Origin of the sequence: Marinimicrobium agarilyticum DSM 16975 (genome assembly GCF_000423345.1) — a bacterium.
GTDB lineage: Bacteria > Pseudomonadota > Gammaproteobacteria > Pseudomonadales > Cellvibrionaceae > Marinimicrobium > Marinimicrobium agarilyticum.
On record NZ_AUHU01000012.1, the window covers coordinates 101088 to 127723 of the forward strand.

The 26636-nt window shown below is 52.7% G+C and carries 14 protein-coding genes; 12 read left to right on the forward strand and 2 right to left on the reverse strand.

The window, feature by feature from the left end:
• Positions 1-24 precede the first annotated feature (24 nt).
• From G547_RS0112855 to G547_RS21360, 9 genes are all read left to right on the forward strand, one after another.
• Positions 25-2775 carry a TonB-dependent receptor gene (locus G547_RS0112855; protein WP_169449453.1) on the forward strand — a complete coding sequence of 917 codons (2751 nt, stop codon included), beginning with the start codon at positions 25-27 and terminating at the stop codon, positions 2773-2775.
• 103 nt (positions 2776-2878) lie between these two features.
• Positions 2879-4129 carry a glycoside hydrolase family 16 protein gene (locus G547_RS0112860; protein WP_036188510.1) on the forward strand — a complete coding sequence of 417 codons (1251 nt, stop codon included), beginning with the start codon at positions 2879-2881 and terminating at the stop codon, positions 4127-4129.
• A gap of 104 nt (positions 4130-4233) precedes the next feature.
• Positions 4234-5916 carry a sodium:solute symporter family protein gene (locus tag G547_RS0112865; RefSeq protein ID WP_027330216.1) on the forward strand — a complete coding sequence of 561 codons (1683 nt, stop codon included), beginning with the start codon at positions 4234-4236 and terminating at the stop codon, positions 5914-5916.
• 55 nt (positions 5917-5971) lie between these two features.
• On the forward strand, positions 5972-7207 hold the full coding sequence (locus tag G547_RS0112870) for a glycoside hydrolase family 117 protein (RefSeq protein ID WP_027330217.1): 1236 nt from the start codon (positions 5972-5974) through the stop codon (positions 7205-7207).
• A 44-nt stretch (positions 7208-7251) separates the two neighbouring features.
• The gene (locus tag G547_RS0112875) at positions 7252-9549 is read left to right on the forward strand and encodes an FAD-dependent oxidoreductase (RefSeq protein ID WP_027330218.1); all 2298 of its coding nucleotides are present in this window, start codon (positions 7252-7254) and stop codon (positions 9547-9549) included.
• 13 nt (positions 9550-9562) lie between these two features.
• Positions 9563-10135: an RNA polymerase sigma factor gene (locus tag G547_RS0112880; protein WP_027330219.1), complete on the forward strand. Its 573-nt coding sequence runs from the start codon at positions 9563-9565 to the stop codon at positions 10133-10135.
• Positions 10135-11682, forward strand: coding sequence for a LamG-like jellyroll fold domain-containing protein (locus G547_RS0112885; RefSeq protein ID WP_027330220.1), 1548 nt, complete (start codon positions 10135-10137; stop codon positions 11680-11682). Before G547_RS0112880 ends, G547_RS0112885 begins: the two co-directional genes overlap by 1 nt.
• Positions 11683-11684: 2 nt before the next feature.
• Positions 11685-13958 (forward strand): hypothetical protein, encoded by a 2274-nt coding sequence (locus G547_RS0112890; protein ID WP_051235410.1) that lies wholly within the window; start codon positions 11685-11687, stop codon positions 13956-13958.
• Positions 13959-14154: 196 nt separating this feature from the next.
• Positions 14155-15720, forward strand: coding sequence for an alpha-L-fucosidase (locus tag G547_RS21360; protein ID WP_051235412.1), 1566 nt, complete (start codon positions 14155-14157; stop codon positions 15718-15720).
• A gap of 395 nt (positions 15721-16115) precedes the next feature.
• Here the strand turns inward: G547_RS21360 and G547_RS23685 are convergent, their stop codons facing one another.
• Positions 16116-16460 (reverse strand): hypothetical protein, encoded by a 345-nt coding sequence (locus G547_RS23685; RefSeq protein WP_036188514.1) that lies wholly within the window; start codon positions 16458-16460, stop codon positions 16116-16118.
• Between G547_RS23685 and G547_RS21370 the strand changes: the two genes are divergently transcribed.
• The 3 genes from G547_RS21370 to G547_RS22765 all read left to right on the forward strand — a co-directional run bounded on the left by G547_RS21370 (position 16423) and on the right by G547_RS22765 (position 23806).
• Positions 16423-19464 carry an Ig-like domain-containing protein gene (locus tag G547_RS21370; RefSeq protein WP_211224559.1) on the forward strand — a complete coding sequence of 1014 codons (3042 nt, stop codon included), beginning with the start codon at positions 16423-16425 and terminating at the stop codon, positions 19462-19464. The genes G547_RS23685 and G547_RS21370 overlap by 38 nt on opposite strands.
• A 244-nt stretch (positions 19465-19708) precedes the next feature.
• On the forward strand, positions 19709-23131 hold the full coding sequence (locus G547_RS0112905; protein ID WP_084646000.1) for a HEAT repeat domain-containing protein: 3423 nt from the start codon (positions 19709-19711) through the stop codon (positions 23129-23131).
• Positions 23132-23149: 18 nt separating this feature from the next.
• Positions 23150-23806 (forward strand): putative glycoside hydrolase, encoded by a 657-nt coding sequence (locus tag G547_RS22765; RefSeq protein WP_051235416.1) that lies wholly within the window; start codon positions 23150-23152, stop codon positions 23804-23806.
• A 94-nt stretch (positions 23807-23900) separates the two neighbouring features.
• Here G547_RS22765 and G547_RS0112915 read toward each other — a convergent pair whose 3' ends face one another.
• Positions 23901-26234, reverse strand: a complete 2334-nt coding sequence (locus G547_RS0112915; protein WP_027330223.1) for an agarase — start codon at positions 26232-26234, stop codon at positions 23901-23903.
• Between the last annotated feature and the right edge of the window lie 402 nt (positions 26235-26636).

The following is a 26636-nucleotide window of genomic DNA, read 5'->3' on the forward strand; positions in this document are numbered from 1 at the left end:
ATAACAATACTCAGGAGAATAACAGTGCGACTAAAGAGAAACCCGATTGCCACTGGAATAATGATAGCGGTGGGAGCGCAAACAACGTTGTTGACTGGGTTGCTGGCTATGCCGGCAATTAGCCAGACAAGCTCGCCTAATGGCAGCCCAGTTGTTGAAGAGATTGTCACAACAGGCATTCGACAGAGTCTCGGTAGAGCGAAGGATATCAAGCGAGAGTCGGCCCAAGTGGTTGATGCAATTGTCGCGGAAGATATTGGCAAGTTGCCGGACTCCAACATTGCCGAATCGCTCCAGAGGGTGTCTGGTGTGCAGGTTGATCGTGGTATAGGCGAGGGAGCCTCCATATCTATTCGGGGGCTGCGAAATAATGTTGTGTTGGTAAATGGCCGAGAAGTCTACGACGCGAGTGGTCGCGGCGGCCAGGGCCCTGACACTCTGGCGACGTCTTCTTACGGCTTGCTGTCCCTTGTGCCTTCAGACCTCGTTTCCCGATTAACGGTAACAAAACTGTCGGCCTCTGATGACATCGAAGGGGCCGTCGGTGGCATCGTCAACATTGTCACTGCAAAACCGTTGGACAATGATGGCTTGGTCGCCTCGGGCACAGTTTCCGCTCAGTATGGAGATCTGGCAGGAAAAGCTGCGGGGAAGGGGTCCTTCTTGGTATCGAACACGTTTCTGGGCGACACGCTTGGTTTTCAACTGAGCGGTTCCTATGGGGAAAGCGCTATACGTGAAGATGGCTTCAATACGTTTTCCGGTTACACCCGTTTGTCGAATGGTCTGAGCTTTGACGATGAGACGGCATACAATGCCGTCACGGGGCCTGATGGAGAGTTGGTCAATCCAGACCCGAATGGAGACGGGGTGCTTGGCATATACCACCAGGACCCGAGGTTCTGGCAGATTGATGATGCCCGGGACCGGGTCGGCTACAGCTTTACCGCCCAGTGGCAACCGACTGAAAACACGGAGTTAACGTATGATTTGCTAGCGTCGCGCATTGAGTCCGAGCGCGATCGTCACTGGTTGGGTGTCTTCTCTGGGTTTGGTGCGCATACAGACGCGGTGCTGTCGGAACAGGAGGTGATGTACAAGGGTGTAGTACACCGCCCGGTTCAAACCAACGTGGAATACGCCAAGTTCTCAAATGATGTAGTCACCCATGCCCTGAACTTCGAATGGTCGATCAACGATGCTATTGAGATGAGTTCCGAGGTTTCAATCAACAACTCCGATAGCCAATCACACCAGAACTTTTTCAGACTCCAGGCGAACAACGCCACCCCAACGCCCTATGACTATCGACCGGAGTTTCCTTCCTACAGTTTTGGGAATACAGTGGTTAACGACCCAGAAGAACTGCATCTTTCGATCCTCTTCGACAGCGTGCTGAATTACCGGACTGATCATTCGGCATTCCGCGTTGACTTTGATCATGAGCTGTCGGACGCCTTGAGCCTGGAGTACGGGGCGCGCTGGTCGTCACTTGAAACGGAATTTAGCAACAATTCGGTCGATTTACGGCCGGCAACCCCGGCGGACCAGTTGGACGCGTTTACTACCGTTTGGTCAAGTACTGATTTTCTGTCGGGTCAGGCGCCTGACATGCCAAGGTCTTACCTGTCTGCTTCAGAGGTAATGAAGGCGGGTGGGTGCACGGTGATGGAGTCGTTCTACCGAAACCATCCCGACCCGGCGCAGACCGAGGCGTACTCAGAAGGTAACAATCCGGGGCTGGGCTGTGACACCCGTTCTCCAAGATTCAACACCGTGGAGGAAGATTTTGCCGCTCTTTACGGGAAACTGAACTTCTATTCAGAGTTGGGCGATATTCCGGTATCCGGGAATGTGGGGGTTCGAAACCTATCCCGGGATTTAACCTCGACAGGTACGCTGAGGGTGGAGGGTGAGCCGCCGCGCCCGATAGTGACAAAAATCAGCAATGATGACCTGCTGCCCTCCGCTGTGGTGAAAGCGGATCTTTCAGATGATGTCGTGGTGCGAGCGGGCGCGGCCCGTGTTCTCTCTTACCCAAACACCGGCGACCTGAGAAACGACTTGATGATCTTCGGTAGTGGTAACGGAACTGGAGGCTCCCCGGAACTAAAACCCTTTGAGGCGGACCAGCTGGACGTTTCCATTGAATACTACTTCGGAGACGAGGGAATCGTGTCTATGGGCTACTTTGTAAAGGACATCAAGTCGTTTGTGGTTCAGCAAACCACGTCGGAAACCATCCCCAATTTTGTAAACCCTCTGGACGGGTCCAATCAGGGACTCATATCAAGAGGTATCAACGGTGATGGTGGATCGATTGACGGTGTAGAGCTCCTATATCAGCAATCCTATTCATGGCTTCCTTCCCCCTTTGACGGGCTGGGTGTCATGGCAACTTACTCCTTCATTGAAAGTACCACACCGTTTGAAGACCCTTCAGGAAAGAAGCTGCCTCAACCGGGGTTGTCTGAGAACAACGTCAACTTCGTGGCCTTCTGGGAGAAAGGACCTGCCGGCGTCCGTCTCGCCTACAATTGGCGTGATGAGTTTTTGGACCGGTTGGGGTTTAGTGGCTCTGGCATCTACCAGGACTCATACGAGGACCTGGCGCTTACTGCTAGCTGGGACCTTAATGACCAGGTTACCCTGAACTTTGAGGCAACAAATCTGCTGGATACCGACCAGCGCCTGTATAACACAGTTCCCGAAGCGACGAGAAGTATCGTTCAGTATGGTCCGTCGTATGGAGTGTCGTTGCGCTTCTCTCTATGAGGTGTGTTTGATGAGAGTGTAGTTTTTGTATGTTGGTCTTTCCAGAGTGGCAATAGCTGGAGAGACCGCTACCAATTTTAATGATCGTTTTATAGGTAGACGTATGCGTAACAAGACCGTAGATGCTATTCGAAAAGTGAGCCTCATCGTCGTTGCTTCAGGGGTATGCGCTTACTCAAATGCGAGTGATGATATTGATCTGAGCCAATGGACTTTGACGTGGAATGACGAGTTTGACTATGAAAATGATGAATTAGATAAGAAATGGATATCTCAGAACGGCCCAACCGAGAATCAGTGGGTGCTTAGCAGCCGCTGGCGTGATAACGCGGTGGTAAAAGATGGCGTTCTTTATTTGCTTAGCAAAAAGGAAAATCGAGGGGGACAGGGTTGGACGACAGGAAACGTCTGGACCAAAGAGACCTTTGGGTTTGGCTATTACGAAGCTCGAATGAAGTACGCTGGTGCCTATGGTACCAATAATTCGTTCTGGCTGTGGCCGAAGCAAGGGGTAAGCGAAGGCGATAAAGCCTGCGAAATAGATATTAATGAAGGGCACTACCCAAATATCATCAATACTAATGTGCACAACTGGACGGACACTTATACGTTGCCCAGTGGAAGAGTGACGCATGATGACGATCAGTTGCATCATACTCTGAATGGCTCACCCGAGCATGCGGTCGAGTTAAGACGGCCCGTTTATACCAAGAAAGTTCGTTTAACGTCCAATAATCCAGCGTCCATCCATGTGTCCGAATTTCGAGTCATAGCGGCGGAGTCCGGTGAAGGGTACAAAGCAGGTGATAACCTGGCGGTATTGAATCAGGCCTCAATTGACACCAATGGAATTTTTGATGAGCTTCCTTCAAAGCAAGTGTATGCCATTGACGGAAAAGAGAATACGCGTTGGGTGTCCAAGAAGCATGGCCCAAAGTGGTTAGAGTTGAGTTGGGACAAAGAAGTTCCGGTAAAGGCGTTGGAGCTTAGAAATGGTTGGTTGCAGGAGTTCGGTGAATCCAAAGGAGAGTACCGAAACTTAATCAGTGACTACAGCCTTGAGTACCATGATGGCAGTAAATGGGTCAGAGTCGCACAGTATCACGCCAAGAAGGTGGCTGATTACTCTGAAGAATGGCACCGTTATGGCCTGGAGTGGGATGAGGACTACTTTCGTTTTTACTTGGACGGCGATCTATTTTATGAGATGCGGAATGATGTCTGCTTTAGCGAGACAACCATCCTATTGAGTTTAGCCATTCTGAAGGCGGACATTGCAGGTCCTGTGACTGATGCGATTGACGGTACAAGTATGAAGATTGACTGGGTTCGGTACTACACAAAAGATCAGTAACTGTTCACGGTGGCTATGGTCGGTGATAAGCCGACGAGCGCTTGACGGCGGAACGACCCGGGAGGTCCCGGACCGTTCCGCACCCACTAAAAGTAAGACGTAGTATGAGTATCGTAGACATCAGCGTTATTGGCGTTTTTACCCTGCTGGTTCTGATTTGTGGAATGAGTTTCTCCAAAGCAGGAAAAAACATGACCAGCTTCTATGCCGCTGGCGGAGCACTGCCGTGGTGGATGAGTGGTCTCTCGCTCTTCATGAGCTTTTTCTCCTCGGGCACTTTTGTTACCTGGGGATCAATAGCCTACAGCCAGGGCTTTGTGGCCATTACCATTCAATGGACCATGGCGATCTCTGGAATACTCGTCGGCCTTTACATTGCCCCTCGATGGAACCGGACCAAGGCCTTAACGGCTTCTCAGTATATTCGGGATCGTCTGGGCGCCCCTGTTCAAAAAACCTACACCTATATTCTTCTACTGATTGGTAGCTTCTCTACAGGTGCGTTCCTTTATCCGGTTGCTAAAATTGTGGAGGTCAGTACTGGCATCCCTTTGCCGCTCAGTGTCTTCATTCTGGGGAGCGTGATTATGGCCTACACCGCTGTTGGCGGTTTGTGGGCCGTTATCGTTACTGACATTCTGCAGTTTGTGGTTCTTACGGCTGCCGTGATTATTGTGCTTCCTCTGGCTTTGAACGCAATAGGTGGGTTCGAAGAGTTTGTCGCTCGGGCACCTGAGGACTTTTTTGAGCCGGTCAGTGGTGAGTACAGCTGGGTATTTATTGTAGTTTTCGGGCTTTATAATTTGTTCTTTATAGCGGGTAACTGGCCTTATGTACAACGATATACGTCAGTCGCCACGCCCGATGATGCCAGAAAAGTGGGATTGCTGTTTGGTGCTCTCTATTTTGTAAGTCCCATGATATGGATGCTGCCTCCGATGATCTATCGGGTTCTGAACCCGGATCTTAATGGCTTGGAAAACGAAGGCGCATACCTGCTAATCTGCAAGGAAATATTGCCTGTCGGTATGTTGGGACTGATGTTGGGAGCCATGGTTTTCGCGACATCAAGCTCAGTGAATACCGCGATTAATTTATTCTCTGGCGTCATTGCGAACGACATCTACAAAAATATTAGACCTCATGCGTCAGAGCGAAGCCTGGTCCGTGTCGGGCGCGTGGCTACGGTTGCCCTGGGTATGGTCACCATAGGGGTAGCATTGTTAATTCCGTATATGGGGGGCATTGTCTCTTTTGTCTTTACCGTAGCAGCGATGACAGGCGGTGCACTCTTTCTACCTCCGGTATGGGCACTATTCTCTAAGTATCAGAAGGGTGGGGTGTTATTGAGCGTCTCGTTGATGACGCTGGCAGTCAACGGTTTCCTTAAGTTTGTGGCTCCACCGGTCTGGGGGCTAAGCCTTGACCGTGAGACAGAAACGATCGTCGGGGTTGGTCTTCCGGTTGTATTGTTGGCGGTATCAGAGATCTATGCACGAGTTATTCGGTCAGATACCTCCCAGTACCGGATCTACAAAGAGATTGAGAAGGCTAGAACGGAGGCCGAAAGCGAGGTAAGTCAAGAGGTGCACTCCCAGGACAATCGGTGGGGAAATATGGTGGTGTCGCTGGGCGTTGCGGCTACAGGTTGCATTATGCTTGCACTGTCGCTCATCGCAAATGAGAGCAGGACTCTGGTGGCGTCAATAGGCGGCGCTATTCTTCTAGTGGGGGCCTGGGGGGGCTATAGGGCGCAGGCCGGAAAGCCGAGGTCCACTGATCGTTGATTCCAGACTGAGGTTTCTGACCCGAACCTGGTATGAGTTTTAGTTGGAGTATTTTATGTCCTTTGATAATAGCGCAAGAACTGAGGGGTTTCCCTGGGATATCCCTCAATCCAGACCTGATAGACCCTTGAGTCAAGCCATGGAGCGTTTGTACTCGAACTATTTAACACCCAGGCCGGAAGATAACCCGCTGTTTACCAGTTTTAAGTACACGCGGGTGAGTGGTTTTGACTACGGGGGCGAAGACGGAAGAATTTCGCGTCGGGACCCATCAAAGATTGTCTGCGAGAACGGAAAGTATTACATATGGTACACCAAGCGTGACACCGTTTCTCCGCCGCGTGGTGCCGAAGCCTGCTCTGATGAAATTCCTTCAACGGATTGGGATTTGAGCGATATTTGGTATGCCACCTCAGAGGACGGGTTTCATTGGGAGGAGCAAGGTGTTGCCGTCGCCCGGCCGAAGAAGCCTAAGCTCGGCTGGCGCTCCGTCTGTACGCCAGACATACTCGTTTGGAAAGGGAAGTACTATCTGTACTATCAAGCGTTTGAAGAGCCCAGTGGCCTGAAAGGTGACCATTGCCCTGTCAGTGTTTCATCAGCGGATTCTCCAGATGGGCCATGGACTCCATGCGTTGATGCAGTTATACCGAATGGTGCCCCCGGTGAATGGGATCAGTACTCGATACACGGTCCCTATCCAATAGTGATTAACGGAAAAATCTATGTGTACTACAAGGCAGCATTTGGCGATAGGCCGAACTACTTGGTGGGGAATGGGGTCGCCATTGCTGATGACCCGCTTGGCCCCTTTGTCAAACATCCGTTAAACCCGGTGTTGAACTCAGGCCACGAAACCACGGTATTCCGTTTTGGAAAAGGCGTCGCGGCGTTTGCTATAAGAAATGGCATCGAGAGCAATACCATTCAGTATTCTCCAGACGGCATTAACTTCGACATCGCAGCGGTGACAGCACTGATGCCGGTGGGCGCTGGGCCCTACATACCCGATGTCTTTACTAGTGAAGGTGAGGGGCAGGGATTTACCTGGGGTTTGGCGCACTTTTGTGATCACGATAACCCCGAGACGAAGTTCAGCTTCCTGGGTCGGTTTGACTGCGATTTACGCAATAGAGTGCCACGCTCGAAGATCGCTAATAATACCGAGATCAAGTGGAGTCCGGACGTTTTTTTCTCTCAGTATTTACCTGAAGAGGTTAAGACGCAGCGCGCCGAAAATGCCCGGGAAGAGGCAATAGAGAAAGCTAGGACGAAAAGCACTTCGTTCTAGACCAGCTACTTGTAATATCAGCGATCTTTATAAAGTGGGCCACTATGATCCGTACAGAATTTTGCGAGCAGGCACGCGGTAACCACCGCGAAGACATACACACAGACGTAATGGTGGCTGGCGGAGGCTTGGCCGGCGTCTGTGCTGCGATTAACGCCGCCCGAGCGGGTGCTACTGTAACTCTTGTGCAGGACAGGCCGGTGCTCGGTGGTAATGCTTCCAGTGAAGTTCGCCTTTGGGCACTGGGAGCGACCTCCCATATGGGAAATAACAACCGGTTTTCAAGAGAAGGAGGGTTGATCAATGAGATCATGCTTGAGAATACCTACCGAAATCCAATGGGAAATCCCCTCATCTTTGATACCGTGCTTTTGGACAAAGTCGTTGCGGAAGAGAACATTACTCTGCTACTGAATACCGCTGTATATCAGGTCCGCAAATCGCATCCGAAGCGCATCGAGTCCTGTGATGCATTTTGCAGTCAGAATGGCATCCATTATCGAATAGCGGCAGCGGTGTTTATAGACGCAACGGGTGATGGGTTGGTTGCCTTCAATGCCGGGGCCAGTTTTCGAATTGGCGCGGAAGCGCGAGACGAGTTTGGAGAGGGGATGGCGCCGTCTAGTGCGAATAAAGAACTGTTGGGACATTCGCTGTTCTTTTACAGCAAGCGGATGAATTATCCTGTGCATTATCGAGCCCCAGACTTTGCGTACACTCAAGAGGAAATAGGAGCGCTGCCCCGTAGCAAGAATATCCAAAGTGGTGACACTGGCTGTAAGTTTTGGTGGCTTGAATATGGCGGAATCAAGGATACCGTGTACGAAACGGAGGAAATTAAATGGGAGCTTTGGAAGATCGTATACGGTATTTGGGACTACATTAAGAACAGCGGCCGTTATGAGGATGTTGAAAACCTGACGCTTGAATGGGTCGGCACCATTCCGGGAAAGCGGGAAAGCCGTCGTTTTGACGGGGAGTATATGCTGAAGCAACAGGATATTGTCGACCAGCGCGAGTTTGACGATGCCGTAGCCTTTGGGGGTTGGGCTATCGACCTACATCCGGCCGAGGGCGTATACAGCGACAAGCCGCCTTGCTCTCAGTATCATGCAAAAGGCGTGTATCAGATTCCTTACCGCAGCTATTTGTGTCGGGGTATAGACAACTTACTTCTGGCCGGGCGTATTATTAGCGCCAGTCACATTGCCTTTGGCTCTAGCCGCGTGATGATTACCTGCGCGCATGGGGGGCAGGCGATAGGCGTCGCTGCAGCCATGAGTGTTGCGAAGGGCTGTGACCCTAAAGCGCTGCTTGATCCTCCTTCCATTCGTGATCTGCAGCAGGAGCTGAACCTGTTGGGACAAAGTATTCCGGGCATTCCTCTGAATAAACAACGCTGCTTGAGCCGTCAGGCCCGAATTTCGGCAAGCAGTACCTATAGCGCTAAGACTCTGGGGCCTGCACAGGGATGGGTAGAGCTGACGCAATCCGTGGCACAGATGCTACCCTTGAGGGAAGGAGTGTTCCCGACTGCTCGATTGAACGTTAACGCTAAACGCTCGACAAGGCTTGAGGTTCAGCTTCGTGTCAGTGAAAAACGGCAGAACTTTACACCCGAACGGGTTTTGTCTTCACAGGCTCTGGAACTGACTGAAGGGGAGCATGAGGTCGAGCTCGATTTGTCCGCTGATATCAAGCACACCCAGTATGGGTTCGTCTGTTTTATCGCCAATGAGGACGTCGAGTTGGCCACCACAGATCGTCGCCTGAGCGGTATTTGTACCGTCATGCATAAAGAACATAAAGCCGTTTCGAACACGGGTAAGCAGGTGGCACCACCGAACAGCGGCATTGAGGAGTTTGAGATATGGACACCCGATCGCCGTCCGGGTGGGCAAAACCTGGCCTTGCGTTTTGGGGAGCCTTTATGGCTCTACGGCCTTGATCAACTGCACAATGGGCATACGCGCCCCCGGGTTACTAGCAATGCCTGGGTGGCAGACATGGAGGACCCGGAACCAGCCATTCACTATCAGTGGGAGCGTCCGGTCTGCCTTACTAAGCTCCGTCTGTTTTTTGATTGTGACTACGATCATGCATTGGAAACGGTGCTTATGGAGCACCCGGAGCATATTATGCCGTTCTGTGTACAGCGTTATAAGGTAATCGACGATAAGGGCGATGTGGTGTATGAATGTGACCGGAACCATCAGGGTGTAAATGTCGTCGAGTTCTCTCAGCCGCTGAAGACCACAGAACTGACACTGCGGCTTGAGCACCCGTCTGAGCGGGTGCCAGCGGCGCTTTTGGAAGTACATCTTGAAGGTGTGCAGGGTTAGAGGCCTGGCAGCGATGAACTTGGCAAACATCACTGACCGACGCGAAGCTGACAATGTGATGAGGTGGGTTGATCAGGCGCGCCGTGGTGATGTGCGGGCCTTTGAGCGGGTGGTTCGTCACTACCAGGATCGTCTTCGGAGCTATTTGGCTCAACGTACCGATTACAGTCGCGACGTTGACGATTTGGCCCAGGAAACCTTTGTCGTGGCATGGAGAAAGCTGCATACGCTGGAAGAGCCATCCGCTTTCAGTGGATGGCTTTTCACGATCGCTAAAAACCTCTTGTGCAACCATCAGCGTAAGCAGGCACGAGTAGAGCCGACTGAACCAGAGCATTTGGCACAGATGCTTGATCGAGAACCAGAGGACGGATCGGATGAAGGTGTTGAAGCTACGTTGAGTCTGTTGCGTCAGTGTTTACTGAAGCTCAGCCATGAGGCGCAACGTACCATTCGACTGTATTACCGCGAAGGGTACAGCTTGCGGGAGTTGCGAGACGCATTGGGCGTACGCCACTCCACGTTGACGATGCGACTGAATCGCTACCGTCAAAATCTGCGCGAGTGCATTAACAGAGGTTTCTAATGGCTGCCATGAACTCCCATGATTCTGAACTAATAGAGCGTTATTTTCAGGGTGACGCTGATGCCAGACGGCAGTTGCTAGCGCGCGTGCGGGAGGACCCGGATCTCAAAAGCCATTTGCGGCACCAAATTCGGGTGCACCGGCTGCTAAAACACTCGGTTCACGCGAAAACGGGGGAGAACTTTGTCGCTGGAGTTGTTCAGGAGATTCAGCGTCGAAAGCCATCGAAACGTTCATGGCGCTGGCAAATGTCAGTGTTGGCAGCCTCCTGTTGCGTTATTTTTGCGATCTTTGCTGTCACCCTCAATTGGCATCAAGAGCCGTCGGCGGTGGGGAGCATCAGCAAGTTGGCGGGCACTGAGCCCCACTTGATGCCCGGCCAGAGTATTGATGCGGGGAGCTTCTACTTGTCGACGGGGTACGCTGAGCTTTCGCTCACCAATGGTGTCGTGTTGCTGCTCGAATCTCCGGCGCGACTGGAGTTTGAGGGCGCAAACCGAGTCTTGTTAACTGAGGGGGCGTTGGTGGCAAAGGTCCCGCCGGAAGCCATTGGTTTTGCAGTGGATACTCCCAGTTCGAATATTGTGGACTTGGGAACTGAGTTTGGTGTCGCTGTAGACGGAACCGGGGCCTCCCAAGTGCATGTTCTGGAAGGGGAGGTAAAGGTCAAAACTCCGAACGCGACTGAGTACGAGAATCTCTACCAGAATGACGCGAGGGCGTTTGATATTGATCGACAGGTTGAAGTGATTGAGAGCTTGCCCAACCGTTTTATGCGGACTTTGCCCGGACGACGGTACCAGGATCCTCATTACTTGCACTGGAACTTTGACGATTTTAACGGACGTTTTGGTTGCGAAGGGCCGGGTATTAATGGTCAGTGCTTCCCTGCAAAGCCTCGCACCCTGAGTGGTAGTGATGGCGCCCCCGATGTCGTTTCGGGCGCATTTGACGACGCCGTCTATTTTGATGGTACTAATCAATGGCTGAGTACCGCGTTTCCAGGAATTGGGGGAAGCAAGCCCCGTACGGTGGCGTTCTGGGTGAAAGTCCCGCAGGACTTCGAGCCGCATCAGGGGTTCGGGATCCTGAGCTGGGGCTTGGCGGATAAGCTTTCTGCCTGGCAAATATCGATTAACCCTCTGGAGGTGAGTGGGCCTCTTGGTCGGATTCGTATCGGCACCAATGAGGCAGAAATTGTGGGAACCACCGACCTGCGTGATAACCGTTGGCACCATGTCGCTATTGTTTTATTTGGTGGGGATAAGGCGGATTTGTCTACCCATGTTTTGATGTACATCGATGGAAAACTTGAGCGCAGCTTTGATAAATCTATTGCCCGAGTGTTTACGGATCTGGACCATCCAAAGTCAAAACCACTGATGATGGGACGCAATATTGCATTTAGCGATTTGAGTAACACGGAGAAAGTCAACCGGTTCTTTAGGGGGGCGGTCGATGAAGTGTTTATATTTGATACCGCGTTAACCCAAAAAGATATTGTGAAGCTGATGCGGACCAACTCAATCTCTCATAAAAAGAGGTAGTAATGAAATCACTGATACCCTTGGGCCTGGCTCTTTCATCCAGTTTAATCATCGCCTGTAGCCAGGTAGAAGTTCAAGCACCGAAGGATAAGGTTTTGATGGACTTCTCGATAGCATCAGATGTTGACCAAATTAAGCCGTTGGCGGCCAGCGTCACCTACGGCGAGTTGGACGGAGGCGCTGCTGAAATCAATTTACACTCAGCGGGGCACCATATCTCCGGGTTTACGGTAAGCCCCCAGTCCCCGTGGGATCTGAGTGAATTCGAAAATCTGTCGTTAGTATTTGATATCGCCAACCCTAGAGGCGAATCGGTCAGTATGTACGTTAGTACCACTGACGCGCATGGCGACTTTCAAATGCGCAGCTTCGTTGTTCCCGCTAACTCCAGCCAGCGATATTCGATTGACGTAGATGTGCCTGAGTTGGGTGTCGAAACTGGAATACGTTCCAATCCAGAAAGCTGGGAGAACGATTACCAGGCGTTGGTTTGGCGAGGTGGAACCAAACAGATTGACACCTCGGCCATAGAGGGCATTCGTTTTGATGTGCGGGGCGCGTTAATCGATAAAACGTTGATTATTGATAACATTAAGGCGGTTGAACCCCAGGGGTTTGACGACAAGTATCTAACGGGACTTGTGGATGAGTTTGGACAGAACGCCAAAAACGACTTTCCTCAGAAAATTCACTCTGTCGATGATTTGCACCGTTCCTTTTCGGCTGAACGGCAACAGCTACAGACCTCGCCGGCCTACGAGCGGTCACGGTTTCATGGTTGGAGTGAAGGGCCAAAATTGGAAGGCACTGGCTTCTACCGAGTCGTCAAATATCAGGGCCAATGGACGCTGGTAGATCCTGAGGGCTATCTGTTTTTTTCCAATGGTATCGCCAATGTTCGAATGGCGAACACTTCAACCATGACCGGATACGACCTCAATCATGCGATGATCCCAGAGCGCGACGCGGGTGACTTTACTCCGGAAGACTCTCTCGGGCTGAACCGGGCGCCCCGAGAGGCCTGGGGCACACGTTTTGTCAGTTCACCTTTGCGTGCAGACATGTTTACTTGGTTGCCGCGTTATGATGAGCCGTTAGGGAAGCATTTTGGCTATCGTCGTGAGGTGCATTCAGGGGCAATGGATCGAGGCGAGACTTATAGCTTTTATCGGGCGAACCTGGCTCGAAAGTACCGAACCGACAACGTTAGCTCGGTCATGCAGCAATGGCGACAAACCACCGTTAAACGCATGGAAAACTGGGGTTTCACGTCATTTGGAAACTGGGTGGATCCCGGGTTCTATGAAATGAAAAGCTACCCTTACTTTGCTAATGGTTGGATTATCGGAAACTTCAAAAAGGTTTCCAGTGGAAATGATTATTGGGGTTCCTTGCCGGACCCATTCGATCCGGAGTTTAAAGAGCGAGCCCATGCCACGGTGCAGAAGATAAGGGCAGAGGTGGCCAACAGCCCCTGGTGCGTCGGTGTATTTATAGACAACGAGATGAGTTGGGGCATTATGGGGTCGGTAGAATCACAATACGGGGTGGTGCTGAATACTCTCTCTCGCCCCGCTAGCGAAAGCCCCAGTAAAGCGGCTTTCGTCGCATACTTGAAAGCACAGTACCCAAATATCGAGACCTTGAACCGGGCCTGGAAGCTGTCATTAAAAGACTGGCAGGAGCTGGAAGAAGGCGTTCGGCTCAATGAGTACAATGACGCTGCGCAGGAAGACCTTGCAGCACTGCTCGAGCTTTATGCTTCCGAGTACTTTCGTATTGTAGGCGCTGCCATGGATGAGCTAATGCCAAATCATCTGTATATGGGCGCGCGGTTTGCGGATTGGGCGATGACGCCCGAAGTGCGAAATGCCGCCGCTAAGCACGTAGATGTCATGAGCTATAATTATTACCGGGAGGCGGTTAGTGATGTATTTTGGGGCTTCCTGAATGATTTGGACATGCCCAGCATTATCGGAGAATTCCACAATGGAGCGTTGGACTCCGGAATGCTTAATCCGGGGTTGATTCACGCGGCCTCTCAGAAAGACAGAGGCGTTAAATATCAGGAATACGTCAACAGTGTGATCGATAACCCATACTTTGTCGGAGTACATTGGTTCCAGTATATTGACTCTCCTTTGACGGGTAGGGCTTATGACGGTGAAAACTATAATGTCGGATTTGTCAGTGTCACTGATATCCCTTACGCACCATTGGTTGAAGCTGCGAAAGAGGTGAACCGTAGTCTATATCGGCGACGTTTTGATCAATAATTTGAGTCCATTAGAAGGAGGTTGACGCTGGCGCCAAGCGCGCCAGAACAACTGATCCGATTGCCCAAGTGATAAGAAGAGCCATGGCTCTATGGCGGTTGGTGGATTACTACGAAGCCGTCTCTGAGAGAGTATTTTGAATGGGCTCTATGAGTAGAACGGCTATATACAGAACTCAGTAACTATAGAGGTTATTATGCATCCGGTTTATATATTTAAAATAATAGTTGTGGTTTTTAGCGCTTTGACGGTTAGTTCCTGCTCAATAACTGACACGACGGTGTCGAAATATGTAGAAGACGAAAAGTCGTTGGCGAAGCATTATGCAGCGCCAGACTGGTTTCGAGATGCCAAGCTTGGTATCTATTTTACGTGGGGCCCCTATACCGTAGCTGCACACGCCAACGAGTGGTATCCGCGCTGGATGCATTTTGATTTTTCCGATCAGGATTGGGTGGGGCGTGATAAAGGCTACCATATCGATGCCATGCCGTGGCATACCAAAACGTTCGGCCACCCCTCAGAGTTCGGCTACCATGATATGATTCCGAGATTTACCGCCGAACGATTTGATGCCGCTGAGTGGGCCGACCTGTTTCAAAGATCAGGCGCTCGGTTTGCGGGGCCAGTGGCGATGCACCATGATGGTTACGCGCTCTGGGATAGCGATATTACGCCCTGGAACTCCGCTGACATTGGGCCCAAGAGGGACATTATGGGGGAGCTGTTTGCAGAGTTGCGTAAGCGCGACATGAAAACTGTAGCGACTTTTCACCACGCTCGTCATTTACAACGATATAAAGGTCAGAGTAAAGAGGAAGCCATGCAGCGCTACGGTCACCTCGACTCCTACCACGCCTACTGGAATTCCCACTACCCCTGGATTGATGGGCTGCCTACCACTTCCGAAGACCCGGATCTTAAGTTACTTTACGGAAATCTTCCGGAAGAGCAATGGTTAGAGCATTTCTGGTTGGGGACGCTAAAGGAAGTCGTTGACAAGTACCAACCTGATATTGTTTGGTTCGACACCTGGTTAGATCAAATACCGCAAGACACCCGATATGATTTTGCGGCGTATTATTTGAATTCGGCTGATCGGTGGGGTAAGGAAGTTATGATGACTCACAAAGACCAGGACATGCCCAAGACATTTTCAGTGGAGGATTTCGAACAAGGGCGTCGAAGTAAGCTGACAGGACTGCCTTGGTTGACAGACGACACCATCTCCAAATGGAGCTGGTCGTATATTGAGGGTCTCGAGGTAAAACCCGCCGAATGGGTTATTCACGATTTCATTGATATCGTGTCAAAGAATGGCCAACTGTTGCTGAATGTATCGCCGAAGTATGATGGCAGCATCCCCGATGATCAGCGCGCTGTCTTGTCTGCGTTGGGGAATTGGCTTGAGGTGAACGGCGAAGCGATTTACGGCACACGGCCCTGGAAAATCTTTGGTGAGGGGCCCACAAAAATGGCAGAGGGCGGCCATTTCTCAAAACATGTAGACTATACCTCACATGATATTCGATTTACGCAGAGCGAGGACGCGCTCTATGCCATATCGTTGGGAACGCCTCGCGAACCATTACATATCGTAGCCTTGGCTAAAGACAATAGTATCGGTGTCAAAACCTTTACGTCTGTTGAGGCACTGAACGGTGACTATGTGGAATCATGGAGCCAAAAGCCCGACGGATTGACAATCATCTTAAAAGAAGACGCCCCGGACCAAGCCGCTTACGCCTTTAGACTAAACTAGTCGCCAAAATAGGTTAAGGGGCTTTCATTGGTTCGAATATATTGATTGGTCCATAACGGGGCGGGCGTATGATGGAGAAAACTATAATGTCGGCTTTGTCAGTGTGACTGACATTCCTTATACACCGTTGGTGGAAGCTGCAAAGGAGGTGAACCGCAACCTGTACAGGAGGCGCTTTGAACGATAAGCCGGTTCATGAAAAAAGGCGTCGTTGGTGCGAGCCGTACCAGCGACGGGACGCGTGACAGTGCGATGATCTCTGAGAGACGGCTCAAAGCTGGAAGAGTGTGTCGGGCGACATATAGTAAAATATTATAATACTACCAAGGGGCTACCATTACTGAGTCATAAGAGGAGGAGAGTTGGACCTATTGGCTTTCGAACAAGGCTGTAGGCTAACAGGTTGCGTGGCGTGGCTCGTTGTGCTCAAATGACAGTCGATTGTCAACAATAAGCACAACAGTCGAGGTCCCTATGATCCAAATGCGCCGATTTTCCAGCGTTTTCCCCACGAAGCTGGCCGCTCTGGTGGTGGCCAGCACAATGATTGTTTCTTGCGGGAGTAATGGGTCTGACGACCCTGAGCCTCCTGGCTCCAGCAGTAGCTCGAGCGTCTCGTCCAGCTCATCCATGTCTTCTTCAAGTGAGACATCGAGCGTATCGTCAAGCGAGACATCCAGCGTACCCTCAAGTGCGTCATCCATGTCTTCTTCAAGTGCGGCAGAGAGCGATCCGGTCATTTCCGTGTCCTCTGACTATGAAATGCCGTATTCCGCCGAAGGGGACCTGGTTAAGCAGGTAGTGCTGGACGTCTCTATTGAGTCGGGTTATGCACATATCAGCGTCCTTTCGGGTGAAAACCGCCTGGTGGATAACATGAATATCCCCAACGCGGGCACTCATCAGCTGACAGCCCTGGTTGAATTTGAGTCTGCCGGTGATAAAACGCTGACCTTGACGGTGCGCGGGGAGCCCGTGACGCTTCAGGGGATTGAATTCCGGGACCCTGCAGAGGAGTCGCTTCCCCTGTTTGCTGATATTACGAGTGATATCGGCCTGCAAACGGAGGAGACCCTGAAATATGGCGGTCCAACGGTCGCAGACCTCAATAACGACGGCCACTATGACATGGTGCTGAATAACCACAATGTTATTCCGGCGCAAGTCTATTGGAACAACGGTGATTCAACGGTCACAGAGCAGGCTGAACCTTTGTTTTCCTGGCCGCCGGACCTTCACGGTACGGCCGCTGGCGATTACGACAATGACGGCGACCTGGACCTGTTGATGACCAAAGGCGGTGGTAATGGCACCAACCCCGCTCCGCCGTTTTTGATGCGCAACGATGAGGGAACCTTTACCCGGGTCGAAGACGTCGCGGGCATCACCAAGGGTGCACGAGGCCGTGCCGCACGCTGGATCGATATGGATCTGGATGGTGATCTGGATCTGGCGCTGGTTAACGCCGCAGGCATCAATGGTGATAGTGGCGAGCAGCACATTTTCTATAAGAATACCGGGGACGGTTCTTTCGAGCCGGTGAGAATTCCGGGTATCGAAAACGCCCAGGCCGAGCGCACGATGGTGCTCGATTTTAACCGCGACGGCATTGACGACATTTTGTTGTTTTCCCCGACGTCTCTCTGGCAGGGCAATGGTGACTTCACTTTTACAAACGTGACCACGACCTGGCTTCCAGAGTCTGCCCGCAATGTGCACCAGGTACATGCGGCCGCCAATACGGATATTGACAACGATGGGGACTACGACGTCTACCTCGCTCGCGGCAAACCCTACTATCAGATGGCCAACAAGTCTCTGGATTTCGACCCGCAGGCTCAGCAGCTGGATTTCAAAGACGAGGGCAACGCTGGGACGACCGAGCTCTCCTTCACCGCTCCGGGCCCTGTTGAGCTTCACGAGCTGGATCTGACCTACCGCGGGTACGATGGTGATTTCCCTGTATTTTTGGGCTCTGCTAAAACCCCAGAGATATTGGACTTCGAGAGCGTTCTTGAAATTTCCCGTAGCGACGCTGATGGCTGGCCCGAAGAGCGGGCTGAAAATGGCATTTATATTGGTCACACGGGAGATGGTGAGTGGCGCGTTGAGACGGTACGAAACCAGGATGTTTACTGGAAAGTTGACTTCTCTTTGAAAGGCGTAGCTTCGGTTGATACCAGCTGGGAACCGAATAACCGCAATATCCAGGATCTGCTTTTGATCAATGAGGGAGATCATTTTGTCGAGGCCGGCGAAGCGTGGGGTATTCCCAAAGGGGGTAACCATTGGGGCGTCACTTATGGCGACTTCAACAACGACGGTTTCAGTGATTTTTACGTCTACCGCTTCGGGTTCATGAAGCAGCCGGTTGCTGATTACCTGCTGGTCAATAATGGCGGCAGTGGATTCAACACCACCACCATGCACAATGCTTTTGATCCGAACGATGGCGGGCATAGTGACATGGGTCAGGCGTTTGACTTCGACCTGGACGGCGGTGTCGATATGCTCAACGGTTCGGATGAGTACGGTAAGTGGTACCTTTATAAAAACCGCAAGGTTGATACCGGGAACTACGTCCTTATTCAGGTGGGCTATAGCCCCTTGGCGGGAATTGACCCCATATCGGCGGAAGTGGTTGTGGAAACACCTTCGAACACCTATGTGAAGCGTGTCGCTTCGGCAGGGGAAGTCTTTTCACAGAGCGTGCTGAACACCGTCCACTTTGGTCTTGGAGACGCGGAGACCATCTCTTCTGTCTCCGTTCGCTGGCGCAATGGTGAGTCAATTTCTAGTGATGAGGTGACGGTTAACGCTCTCTTTAAAACTGATGACGCGGAGCTGCCGGCACCGAACTCAATTACGCTGACACCGAACCCGCTTACCGTGAGAGAAGGGACATCAGAGCAACTGAATGTTGAGCTTGATCCACCAAACGCAGACCCGTCTATGACGTGGACGTCCAGTGATGAGTCTGTTGCCAGTGTCGATGGCAACGGCCTGGTTACTGGGCACCAAGCCGGCGCAAGTGCGACAATTACCGCCACGTCCGATGTCGATGGCACCACGGCTGAAGTAGTCGTAGACGTGACCGAGTACTTCGGAATCCCGGTTGAGGGTGTGTCAGTAACTCCTGAGTCGGCTACGGTCTTTGTCGGAACCACTGAAACATTGACAGCCGAAGTAACCCCGGAAGATGCTGACGACCCTTCTGTCGAGTGGACCTCAAGTGACGAGTCTGTTGCGACCGTCGATGCAGGTGGCGTGGTGACGGGGGTGGCTTCCGGCCAAGCCTCCATTACCGCCACGACGGTGGACGGTGGATTCTCAGATAGCGCGACCATCGACGTCGAAGAGTATCAAGATCCCAGTGTCGCGTTTGATGACGAAAGCTATTACAAAAAAACGACTTTCTATACCAACGAGAACCTGTCGGTCAGTGCCGATTATCATGCAGGTTCAGGGAATACGGTGATCGATTCGAGCTTTGGAGGCTTCCGGGTCATGCTGCGGCACCTTAACGGGTCTTGGGGAGTCGAAAAAGACGTAACCGCCGTGTACTCCGATGCGGTAGGAACCACCTCGGGAACGGCGACCGTGTCTATTCCGCTTGAGGGGTTGACGCCGACGTCAGAACTGCCGGAAGGGCACTTCTACTTCCTGTTTGTCCAGTTCTCGTCAAGTGATGGTACTAAGCCCGAAAAAGGGGCGTGGCCCATTCAGATAGAAAATGCTCCATAGTCGGTAAGGCTAGAGCTGTGTGGCGGGTGAGGTTGCGTGCCTCACCCTCATTTTTGTGGAACTTACCACGCGTTGATGTTTACTTCACTTCCCCACACATATTCCGTTGCCATAGGAAGCCCGGCCGAAGGTATCGGTTGGTGGTTCATCCTGGAAGAGCTTCTGGACGGTTGAAGAAGTATAAAAATGGCCTGCTGGTCAACTCTAGTAAGTACCGGCGGATCAGTTTGAAAAAGAGGTACACATGCCCGCCAAATACGGTTTTTTTGAACAAATGCTTTTTACACTGGGAGTAGCCCTCGCCAGTACCACTGGCACCAGCGCTATTGCGACTCCCTCTTCGGTGGAGGTTAGAGCTATAACCTCGGAAAAGGCCAGAGAGGCGGCAGAAGCGGTGGAGAATGCGCAGGCGGTAAAGCTGGCCGAAGGCATCAGGGTTGATCTCTGGGCCAGTGATGCCCTGGTGGACGACCCGGTGGCCATCAGCATGGACTCCGATGGCAATGCCTGGCTGACGGTTACCAATCGCAGCAATAACTCCGAATTCGATATTCGAGGCTGGCCTCACTGGGAGGCCGACACCCTGTCCTTCAACCAGGTCGCCGACAGGCGCGAGTTTCTGCGGGAGTATTTTTCGCCCTCCAAATCGCTTACGTCGGATGATATCCCGGATCATAATAAGGACGGCGTCCATGACTGGCGGGACCTGACGGTACTCAAAGAAGAAGTATTGAAAATCTCCGATACCGACAGTGATGGCCTGGCAGACCGGGCCCAGGTAGTCCTGGAAGACTTTTCGGACGAAATCAGCGATGTCCTCGGGGGCGTTTACTATGATGATACATCGGATTCGGTTTTCCTCACCGTGGCCCCCAATGCCTGGCGGGCCCGTGACACCACCGGAGACGGTTATCTGGATGAAAAAACCTCTCTTGCCGAAGGTTTTGGTGTGCATATTGGGTTCAGTGGACACAATATGTCCGGCGTCACAATGGGGCCCGATGGTCGCATCTACTACGGCATTGGTGATATCGGGGCAAATATCACCGACCTCGCGGGCAACGAGTACGATTACGCCCATGAAGGGGTCATTGTGCGCAGTGAGCCCGATGGCAGTAACTTCGAAGTGTTTGCCAGCGGGCTTCGCAATACGCACGAGTTCACCTTTGATAAATACGGGAATTTGATCAGTGCGGACAATGATGGTGATCATGCCGGAGAATTTGAACGCTTGGTCTATTTAATCGACGGCTCGGATACCGGCTGGCGAATCCATTGGCAGTTTGGAAAATACTCCGACCCCAAGAACAACGCCTACAAAGTCTGGATGGATGAGGGCTACTATAAAGCCCGTTTTGAGGACCAATCTGCACTTATCCTGCCGCCGATTCAATCTTTTTACGGCGGCCCCACCGGGATGGTCTACAACCCGGGAACCGCACTCGGAAAGCAGTGGCACGACTACTTCTTTCTGGTACAGTTTACCGGCAGCGCGGGTAACTCCGGTATCAATGCGTTTACGCTTGAACCGGAGGGTGCCGGTTTTACCCTGGGCGAGGACAAGACCTTTCTGCGCGGTATTCAAGTCACCGGGCTGGACGTGGGCTCGGACGGTGCGCTATATGCGGCCGATTGGGTGGAGGGCTGGAAAACCAACAACACTGGTCGTATCTGGAAAATTGATGCAGAAAAGCCCAACCCGCAGCGAGATGAAACTCAGGCACTGCTTCAACAACCCTTTGAGCCCTTAGCCGCCGAGCAGCTCATCACACACATGCAACACCCGGACCAGCGAGTTCGGTTAAAGGCTCAGTTCGAACTCGCGGAGCGCAAAGCGCTCTTTAACCTTGAGCAGGCATTGCGCCTGGAAGATCAACTGGCTCGCATTCATGGCATTTGGGGTATCGGCCAACTGGCCCGCAAGAACCGGGACGTGGCTGAGGTGTTAGTGCCGTTGTTGCAGGATGCCGACCCCGAAATCCGAGCCCAGGTCGCCAAAGTGTTGGGCGATGCCGAGTACCCGCGAGCGACCGAGCCGCTTATCGACAACCTCTCCCACCCCAATGCGCGAGTGAGAATGTTATCGGCCCAGGCCCTGGGGCGAATCGGGGCAAATCAATCCTTTGACGGCATTGTCTCAATGTTGGAAGCAAATAACGGAGAGGATGTGTACCTGCGCCAAGCCGGTGCCATCGCCCTTGCGCGTTTGGGCGCCGAGGAAAAACTCGCGCAACTGGCGACCCATTATTCGGATGCGGTACGGGTCGCAGCCGTTATCGCACTGGACCGTTTGGCGAGCCCCGCCATCGCTGAATTTTTAGACGACAGCGACGACTATGTCGCCACCAATGCCGCCCGGGCGATTAACGACGATGCCTTTATTGAGGCGGCCCTACCACCGTTGGCGGCTCAGTTGCCCGTGCCGCGCGTTCGGAACGAACCGTTCGTCCGCCGGGCCATTAACGCTAACGCATTCCTATCGACCGCTGACAGTGCCCAGAGGCTGGTCAACTTTGCGGCCAACGATCGTGATAGCGCTGTTCTACGGGCTGAGGCGTTGAATGCTTTGAGCGTCTGGGAGTCGCCTTCACCCTACGATCGCGTCAGCGGTCGCTATCGCGGTGAGCGCAGTGGTCAGGTTGATCAGGCCGTAGCGGCATTGGCGCCTCACTATAAAGCCTTGTTGGCCGATGAAAGCGCCCGGGTGCGCGCCGCCGCGGCGAACGCGGTCGGTCGGCTCGGCATGGTTGAGTCCGTGGATACCCTGGCCGCATTGGCTGAGAAGGACCCCAAAGCTGACGTTCGTCAATCCGCCCTGGAGAATCTGCACAGACTGTCTTACTCGGGGTTAACCGGTACCGTGTTTACTGCCTTGGAAGATGGCGCCGAAGCCGTGCGCCGAACGGCGTTGGGCCTGATTCCCTCCCTGTCTATTCCCCCGTCGGACAAGGTGCGCATGTATGAGCTGCTTTTGGAAAAGGGCAGTCTGGGAGAGCAGCAGGAAACCTATCTCGCATTGGCCCAGGTTCAGTCGCCGGAGGCCTATCAGCTACTGTCGAAGCATCTGCAAAAACTGATCGATGATCAGGTACCGCCCGAAGTGCAGCTTGAACTGGTGCAGGCCGCAGAGTTGAGCAGTAGCGAAACCGTGCAGGCAATGTTACAGCAATACCAGCGGACAAAGCCCACTGGCAATGTCACCGCGCAATACCGGGAAGCTCTTAAGGGCGGCGACGCGCATATGGGTAAACTCTTTTTCTTTTATAACACCACCGCCCAGTGTATTCGCTGCCACGTGATGGGAGATTTCGGCTCCGCCGTTGGGCCCGACCTGACCGATATCGGTAGCCGTTTAACCCGTGAACAGCTGGTGGAAGCGATGGTTGAGCCGGGAGAGCGCGTCCCCCCGGGTTTCGGCCGCGTGAGTGTCACGCTACAGTCGGGAGAGGAGATCGACGGTCAGTTCACCGCCGAAGACGAGGACAGCGTCACCATTACCACTGATGACAGTGAAACCATCACCGTTGAGAGAAAGCATATAGTTGAGCAGAGTTTTTCAGGGTCCGGTATGCCGCCGATGGGCTTAATGCTGGAAAAGGAAAATGTCAGGGACATTGTGGAGTTTTTGGCAAACCAAAAGGGGCAAGATAACACCGTAAGTCACTAGTTTATTGCGAGGTTCACCATGAACATAAAAAAGATTGTCTCCGTTTTTCTGGGTTTGGTCCTTGTGCCTCCCCTGGCGCTGAGCCAGGAGTCCCTTGACCACAATATCTTTTACATTCATCAGGGGGAGGGGGTCGATCCCTGGGAGCTCAGCCTTCAATTTGGTCAGGTGTTACTGGAAGAAAAGCGTGGCGCGACCGTCAAGAACAGCCTGGTAGCCGAGCCCGCCGCTCACGACACTGAGAACGACGCCATACGGTTTACCTGGAACAAGCGGAAAGTATTGACGGAGTGGGGCGGTCAGAACGAAGCCGTCTCGACCGTCACCCTGACCAACAAGGCCGGGGCTATTGATCTCGCGGGGGTGAAAGACCAGGTCGCATTGGTTTTGGATATCAGAATCATAGACCGGCCCAGCGATCATGTGACCCTTTCTCTGGAAAGCAATTGGGACTGGAAAACCCGCGCCTCCATTCCGCTAAAAAGTGTCCTGCGTAGACTGCCCAAGAAGGAGTGGTTCAGTTTGCCTCTCCCTTTGCAATGCTTTAAAGGCGGAGATCTTGACTTCGGGAAGCTGACTTCAATGATGCAGCTGCATACCGATGGTAACCTTGAGCTAGAAATCTCCAGCGCCAGGCTTGCCGCTTTTCCTCCCGAACAGGTCACTTGCCATTAACCAAGGCCGGTCGGAATAGCGTCGCACAGCAGCCGGCTATTAGAATCACTGTTCAATTTGGCAGTGTGAGCCCCGCCCTTGGGCGGGGCAAACTTTACTTCCCGTACCGCTCGCGGTAGAGATTGAAGTTAATCTCCTTCGCTGCCTCCACCATCTCTGGGTAGGGAATGTCAGTCACGGTTACAAACCCGATATTGGCATTCTCGCCGTCAAAAGCGCGGCCGGTCACAGGCTCATCCACATACTGGAACCAGTGGGCACCCACCATATAGTCTTTTTCCAGTACGCTCTCCATATAGGCCTTGTACATGCGAGCGCGGTCTTCCTGGCTGGCGGCGCTGACAATCCCGGGGTGGTAGTTGTCTGAGTCGGTGGTTGCGCCGATATGGAACTCGCCAATGACCACCGGTAAGTTGATATCCTCAAGGAAGTCCCACTGATGGGGTTGCATCCCCTCTTCATAAATATTGAAGCTGAGAACGTCACTATACTTGACCGAGGCTTTGATGATTTCATCCGGCATACCCCAATTGGCCATGCGCGCACCCATGTACAAGTGATGGGGCAGATACTCCTTCAGAGTGCCGTGAACCACTTTAAAGTACTGCTCACCCAGGGCTTCCAACAGCAATGACAAATCGGCCACTTGCGCTCCGGTGTGCTGGCTCACAGAGGCGTCGGCGGCGAACACGTCCCAGTTATCAAATTGACTGTCCCAGGCGCGGTTGAGTGCTTCGACGGTGCCGTACTTTTCTTTCAGACGGTCGGTAAACGCTTTCTTGGCAGGGCTTTTCGAGGCGTCTTTGCTCAGGGCATCCAGAATGACGCCATAGCGTTCAGCCACGGTGCCCTCGCGCTCGCCCCAGCTTTTTTCGTTGTCGATAAACACACCGACACACCAGGGGGAAGCTTTCACATCCTCAGCAATGACTTCAATGGTGGCACGGGCGCGTTCCGCAAACACCGGATCGAAGAAGTCTGGCATCAGCCCCCAGTGGTTGGTATGGCCGGACAGAGTCTGATAATCACCAATAATCCAGCCGTTGGCAAAGTAGGGGACTTTTTCATTCGGATAGAACGCCGGGTCCACCCAGTTTCCAAATGACGTGAAGCCCCAGCTGTTCATGCGTTGCAGGGTGACGTCTTCCCATTTTCTGACATAGGACTCCGGTGCCGTTTCACCGTAGCGGCGCTCCAGGTTGGCGCGGTAAAAGCTGTAGGTTTCCCCGTGGGGGATTGGCCCTTTGTGGGTAGAACGGCGGTAGCTGTAATGATCTGCCAGGGGGTGGTCGTACCCGGGCAACCACTCGAACATGTTGTGGCGGATGTCGTTGATAATATAACGGCTTTCGCGTACCTCATCCGAAACGTTCACAATGCCCATGGAGTCTTCCGGGGTGACTTCATCCTCGTGAACCACGCGTACAGAGGGGTCTTTGAAGTCCACCCCGGTCAGGGTAGTCAGGTTGGACATCCGCACATTGGCGGGGCCGTGGGAGAAGAACAGATAGCCCTCGGGGTCCACCAGCCACCACTTCCCGTCGACCTTCTCGGTCCGAAAGTAGCCGGTCGCTTCCAGTTGCGGGCCGTCTTTGTATCCCCCAAAACGGGAGCGATCTTTGGGGCCGGTGTTTTGCGCGAGCGTTTTTAGTTCCTGTTCCGCCAGAGCCTTGAGCTGCGCCTCTGATTTCACCTTCAATGGAGTGTCTTTCTTGGCGGCTTGGCCGAAACGGTCTACCAGGTTTTGGGTCCAGTCTTTGCCCGCGTCTGGGTTGGGTCGCAGTTGAATATTGCCTACTTGCAGCTCGCGATCCTGCAGTACCCCGATGGTGTAGAACGACATTTTGGTGATTTGACCGAGGTCCAGTTCGTCATGCCAAGAGCGCCAGACCATTTTCAGCTCGTCGGTCGGCCAGGGCATAGGGTTGGCCCACATGCCCTTGTCAGTTGCCGCCTTTTCTCCGGCCAATGGGAAAAACACCGTGCCTGTATAGCCTTTGGGTACACTCAACTCCCGCGTCTGGCTGTTGCCGGCGGCATCAAACAGCTCTACATAGAAGTGCGTAGAAACAGACGACAAATTGGTGACGTCAAAGGCGAGGTTGTAATCGTCTAATCGTGAAAAATCCCAGGGTTGATCGGGCGCTATGCTCAATACGGGCGTATGGACCGAGGCGGGAAAGCGGATGTTGAGGGCTTGCGTGCGGCCGTTATTGGCGGCGCTGATATGGGCCTGCTCCGGCTCCAGCCAGCCGCGCTCACTGGCAATGGCGAAATCCACAATAGTGGCGGGTAGCTGCCGGGGCGTCAATTGGGCGGCGGGGCTTTCCCCGGCGCCATGGACCCCAGGGTTATGGGTATGCTGGCTGCAGGCACTGGTCAGGGCGGCCGTAACCGCCACGGCGTAGACTAAGGGCTTTAGGGTCATTTTTGTGTCCTTTATTAGTGTGAAATTGATAGTTTTACCGGAGGCTCTGCCTTAGAAAAGAGCTTACAGAATGCCACAATAGTAAATTGTCTACAATAGATGCGTGCGATCAAGCCTCGGATCAACACTTTTAACAACCGATAACCTCGCGGGAAACGGTGGAAGTAGCAGGCGAGCTAGGTCAATCAGTTGGAGTAAGATAGCTTCCGGTGAAAACCGTCGGATGTGACCTCAAAAAGGTGTTCTTCAGCGCGCAGCCTGTCCATTTAATATCTCGAAAAGCTACAACACACACAAAGTCTGCGGCGTGGGAGTGGGGGGGGGCAGGGGAATTACCTAGTTTTAGCTAGATTCGGGCTTTTCAGGTGCGTTGTGAGCATGGAGCTCGCCAAGCTTTCAACG

What these genes read in the sequence shown, in the direction of transcription:
- G547_RS0112860 (WP_036188510.1), top strand. Translation starts at nt 2,879, where the DNA reads ATGCGTAACAAGACCGTAGATGCTATTCGAAAAGTGAGCCTCATCGTC.
- G547_RS0112865 (WP_027330216.1), top strand. Translation starts at nt 4,234, where the DNA reads ATGAGTATCGTAGACATCAGCGTTATTGGCGTTTTTACCCTGCTGGTT.
- G547_RS0112870 (WP_027330217.1), top strand. Translation starts at nt 5,972, where the DNA reads ATGTCCTTTGATAATAGCGCAAGAACTGAGGGGTTTCCCTGGGATATC.
- G547_RS0112875 (WP_027330218.1), top strand. Translation starts at nt 7,252, where the DNA reads ATGATCCGTACAGAATTTTGCGAGCAGGCACGCGGTAACCACCGCGAA.
- G547_RS0112880 (WP_027330219.1), top strand. Translation starts at nt 9,563, where the DNA reads ATGAACTTGGCAAACATCACTGACCGACGCGAAGCTGACAATGTGATG.
- G547_RS0112885 (WP_027330220.1), top strand. Translation starts at nt 10,135, where the DNA reads ATGGCTGCCATGAACTCCCATGATTCTGAACTAATAGAGCGTTATTTT.
- G547_RS0112890 (WP_051235410.1), top strand. Translation starts at nt 11,685, where the DNA reads ATGAAATCACTGATACCCTTGGGCCTGGCTCTTTCATCCAGTTTAATC.
- G547_RS21360 (WP_051235412.1), top strand. Translation starts at nt 14,155, where the DNA reads ATGCATCCGGTTTATATATTTAAAATAATAGTTGTGGTTTTTAGCGCT.
- G547_RS21370 (WP_211224559.1), top strand. Translation starts at nt 16,423, where the DNA reads ATGTCTTCTTCAAGTGCGGCAGAGAGCGATCCGGTCATTTCCGTGTCC.
- G547_RS23685 (WP_036188514.1), bottom strand. Translation starts at nt 16,460, where the DNA reads ATGACCGGATCGCTCTCTGCCGCACTTGAAGAAGACATGGATGACGCA.
- G547_RS0112905 (WP_084646000.1), top strand. Translation starts at nt 19,709, where the DNA reads ATGCCCGCCAAATACGGTTTTTTTGAACAAATGCTTTTTACACTGGGA.
- G547_RS22765 (WP_051235416.1), top strand. Translation starts at nt 23,150, where the DNA reads ATGAACATAAAAAAGATTGTCTCCGTTTTTCTGGGTTTGGTCCTTGTG.
- G547_RS0112915 (WP_027330223.1), bottom strand. Translation starts at nt 26,234, where the DNA reads ATGACCCTAAAGCCCTTAGTCTACGCCGTGGCGGTTACGGCCGCCCTG.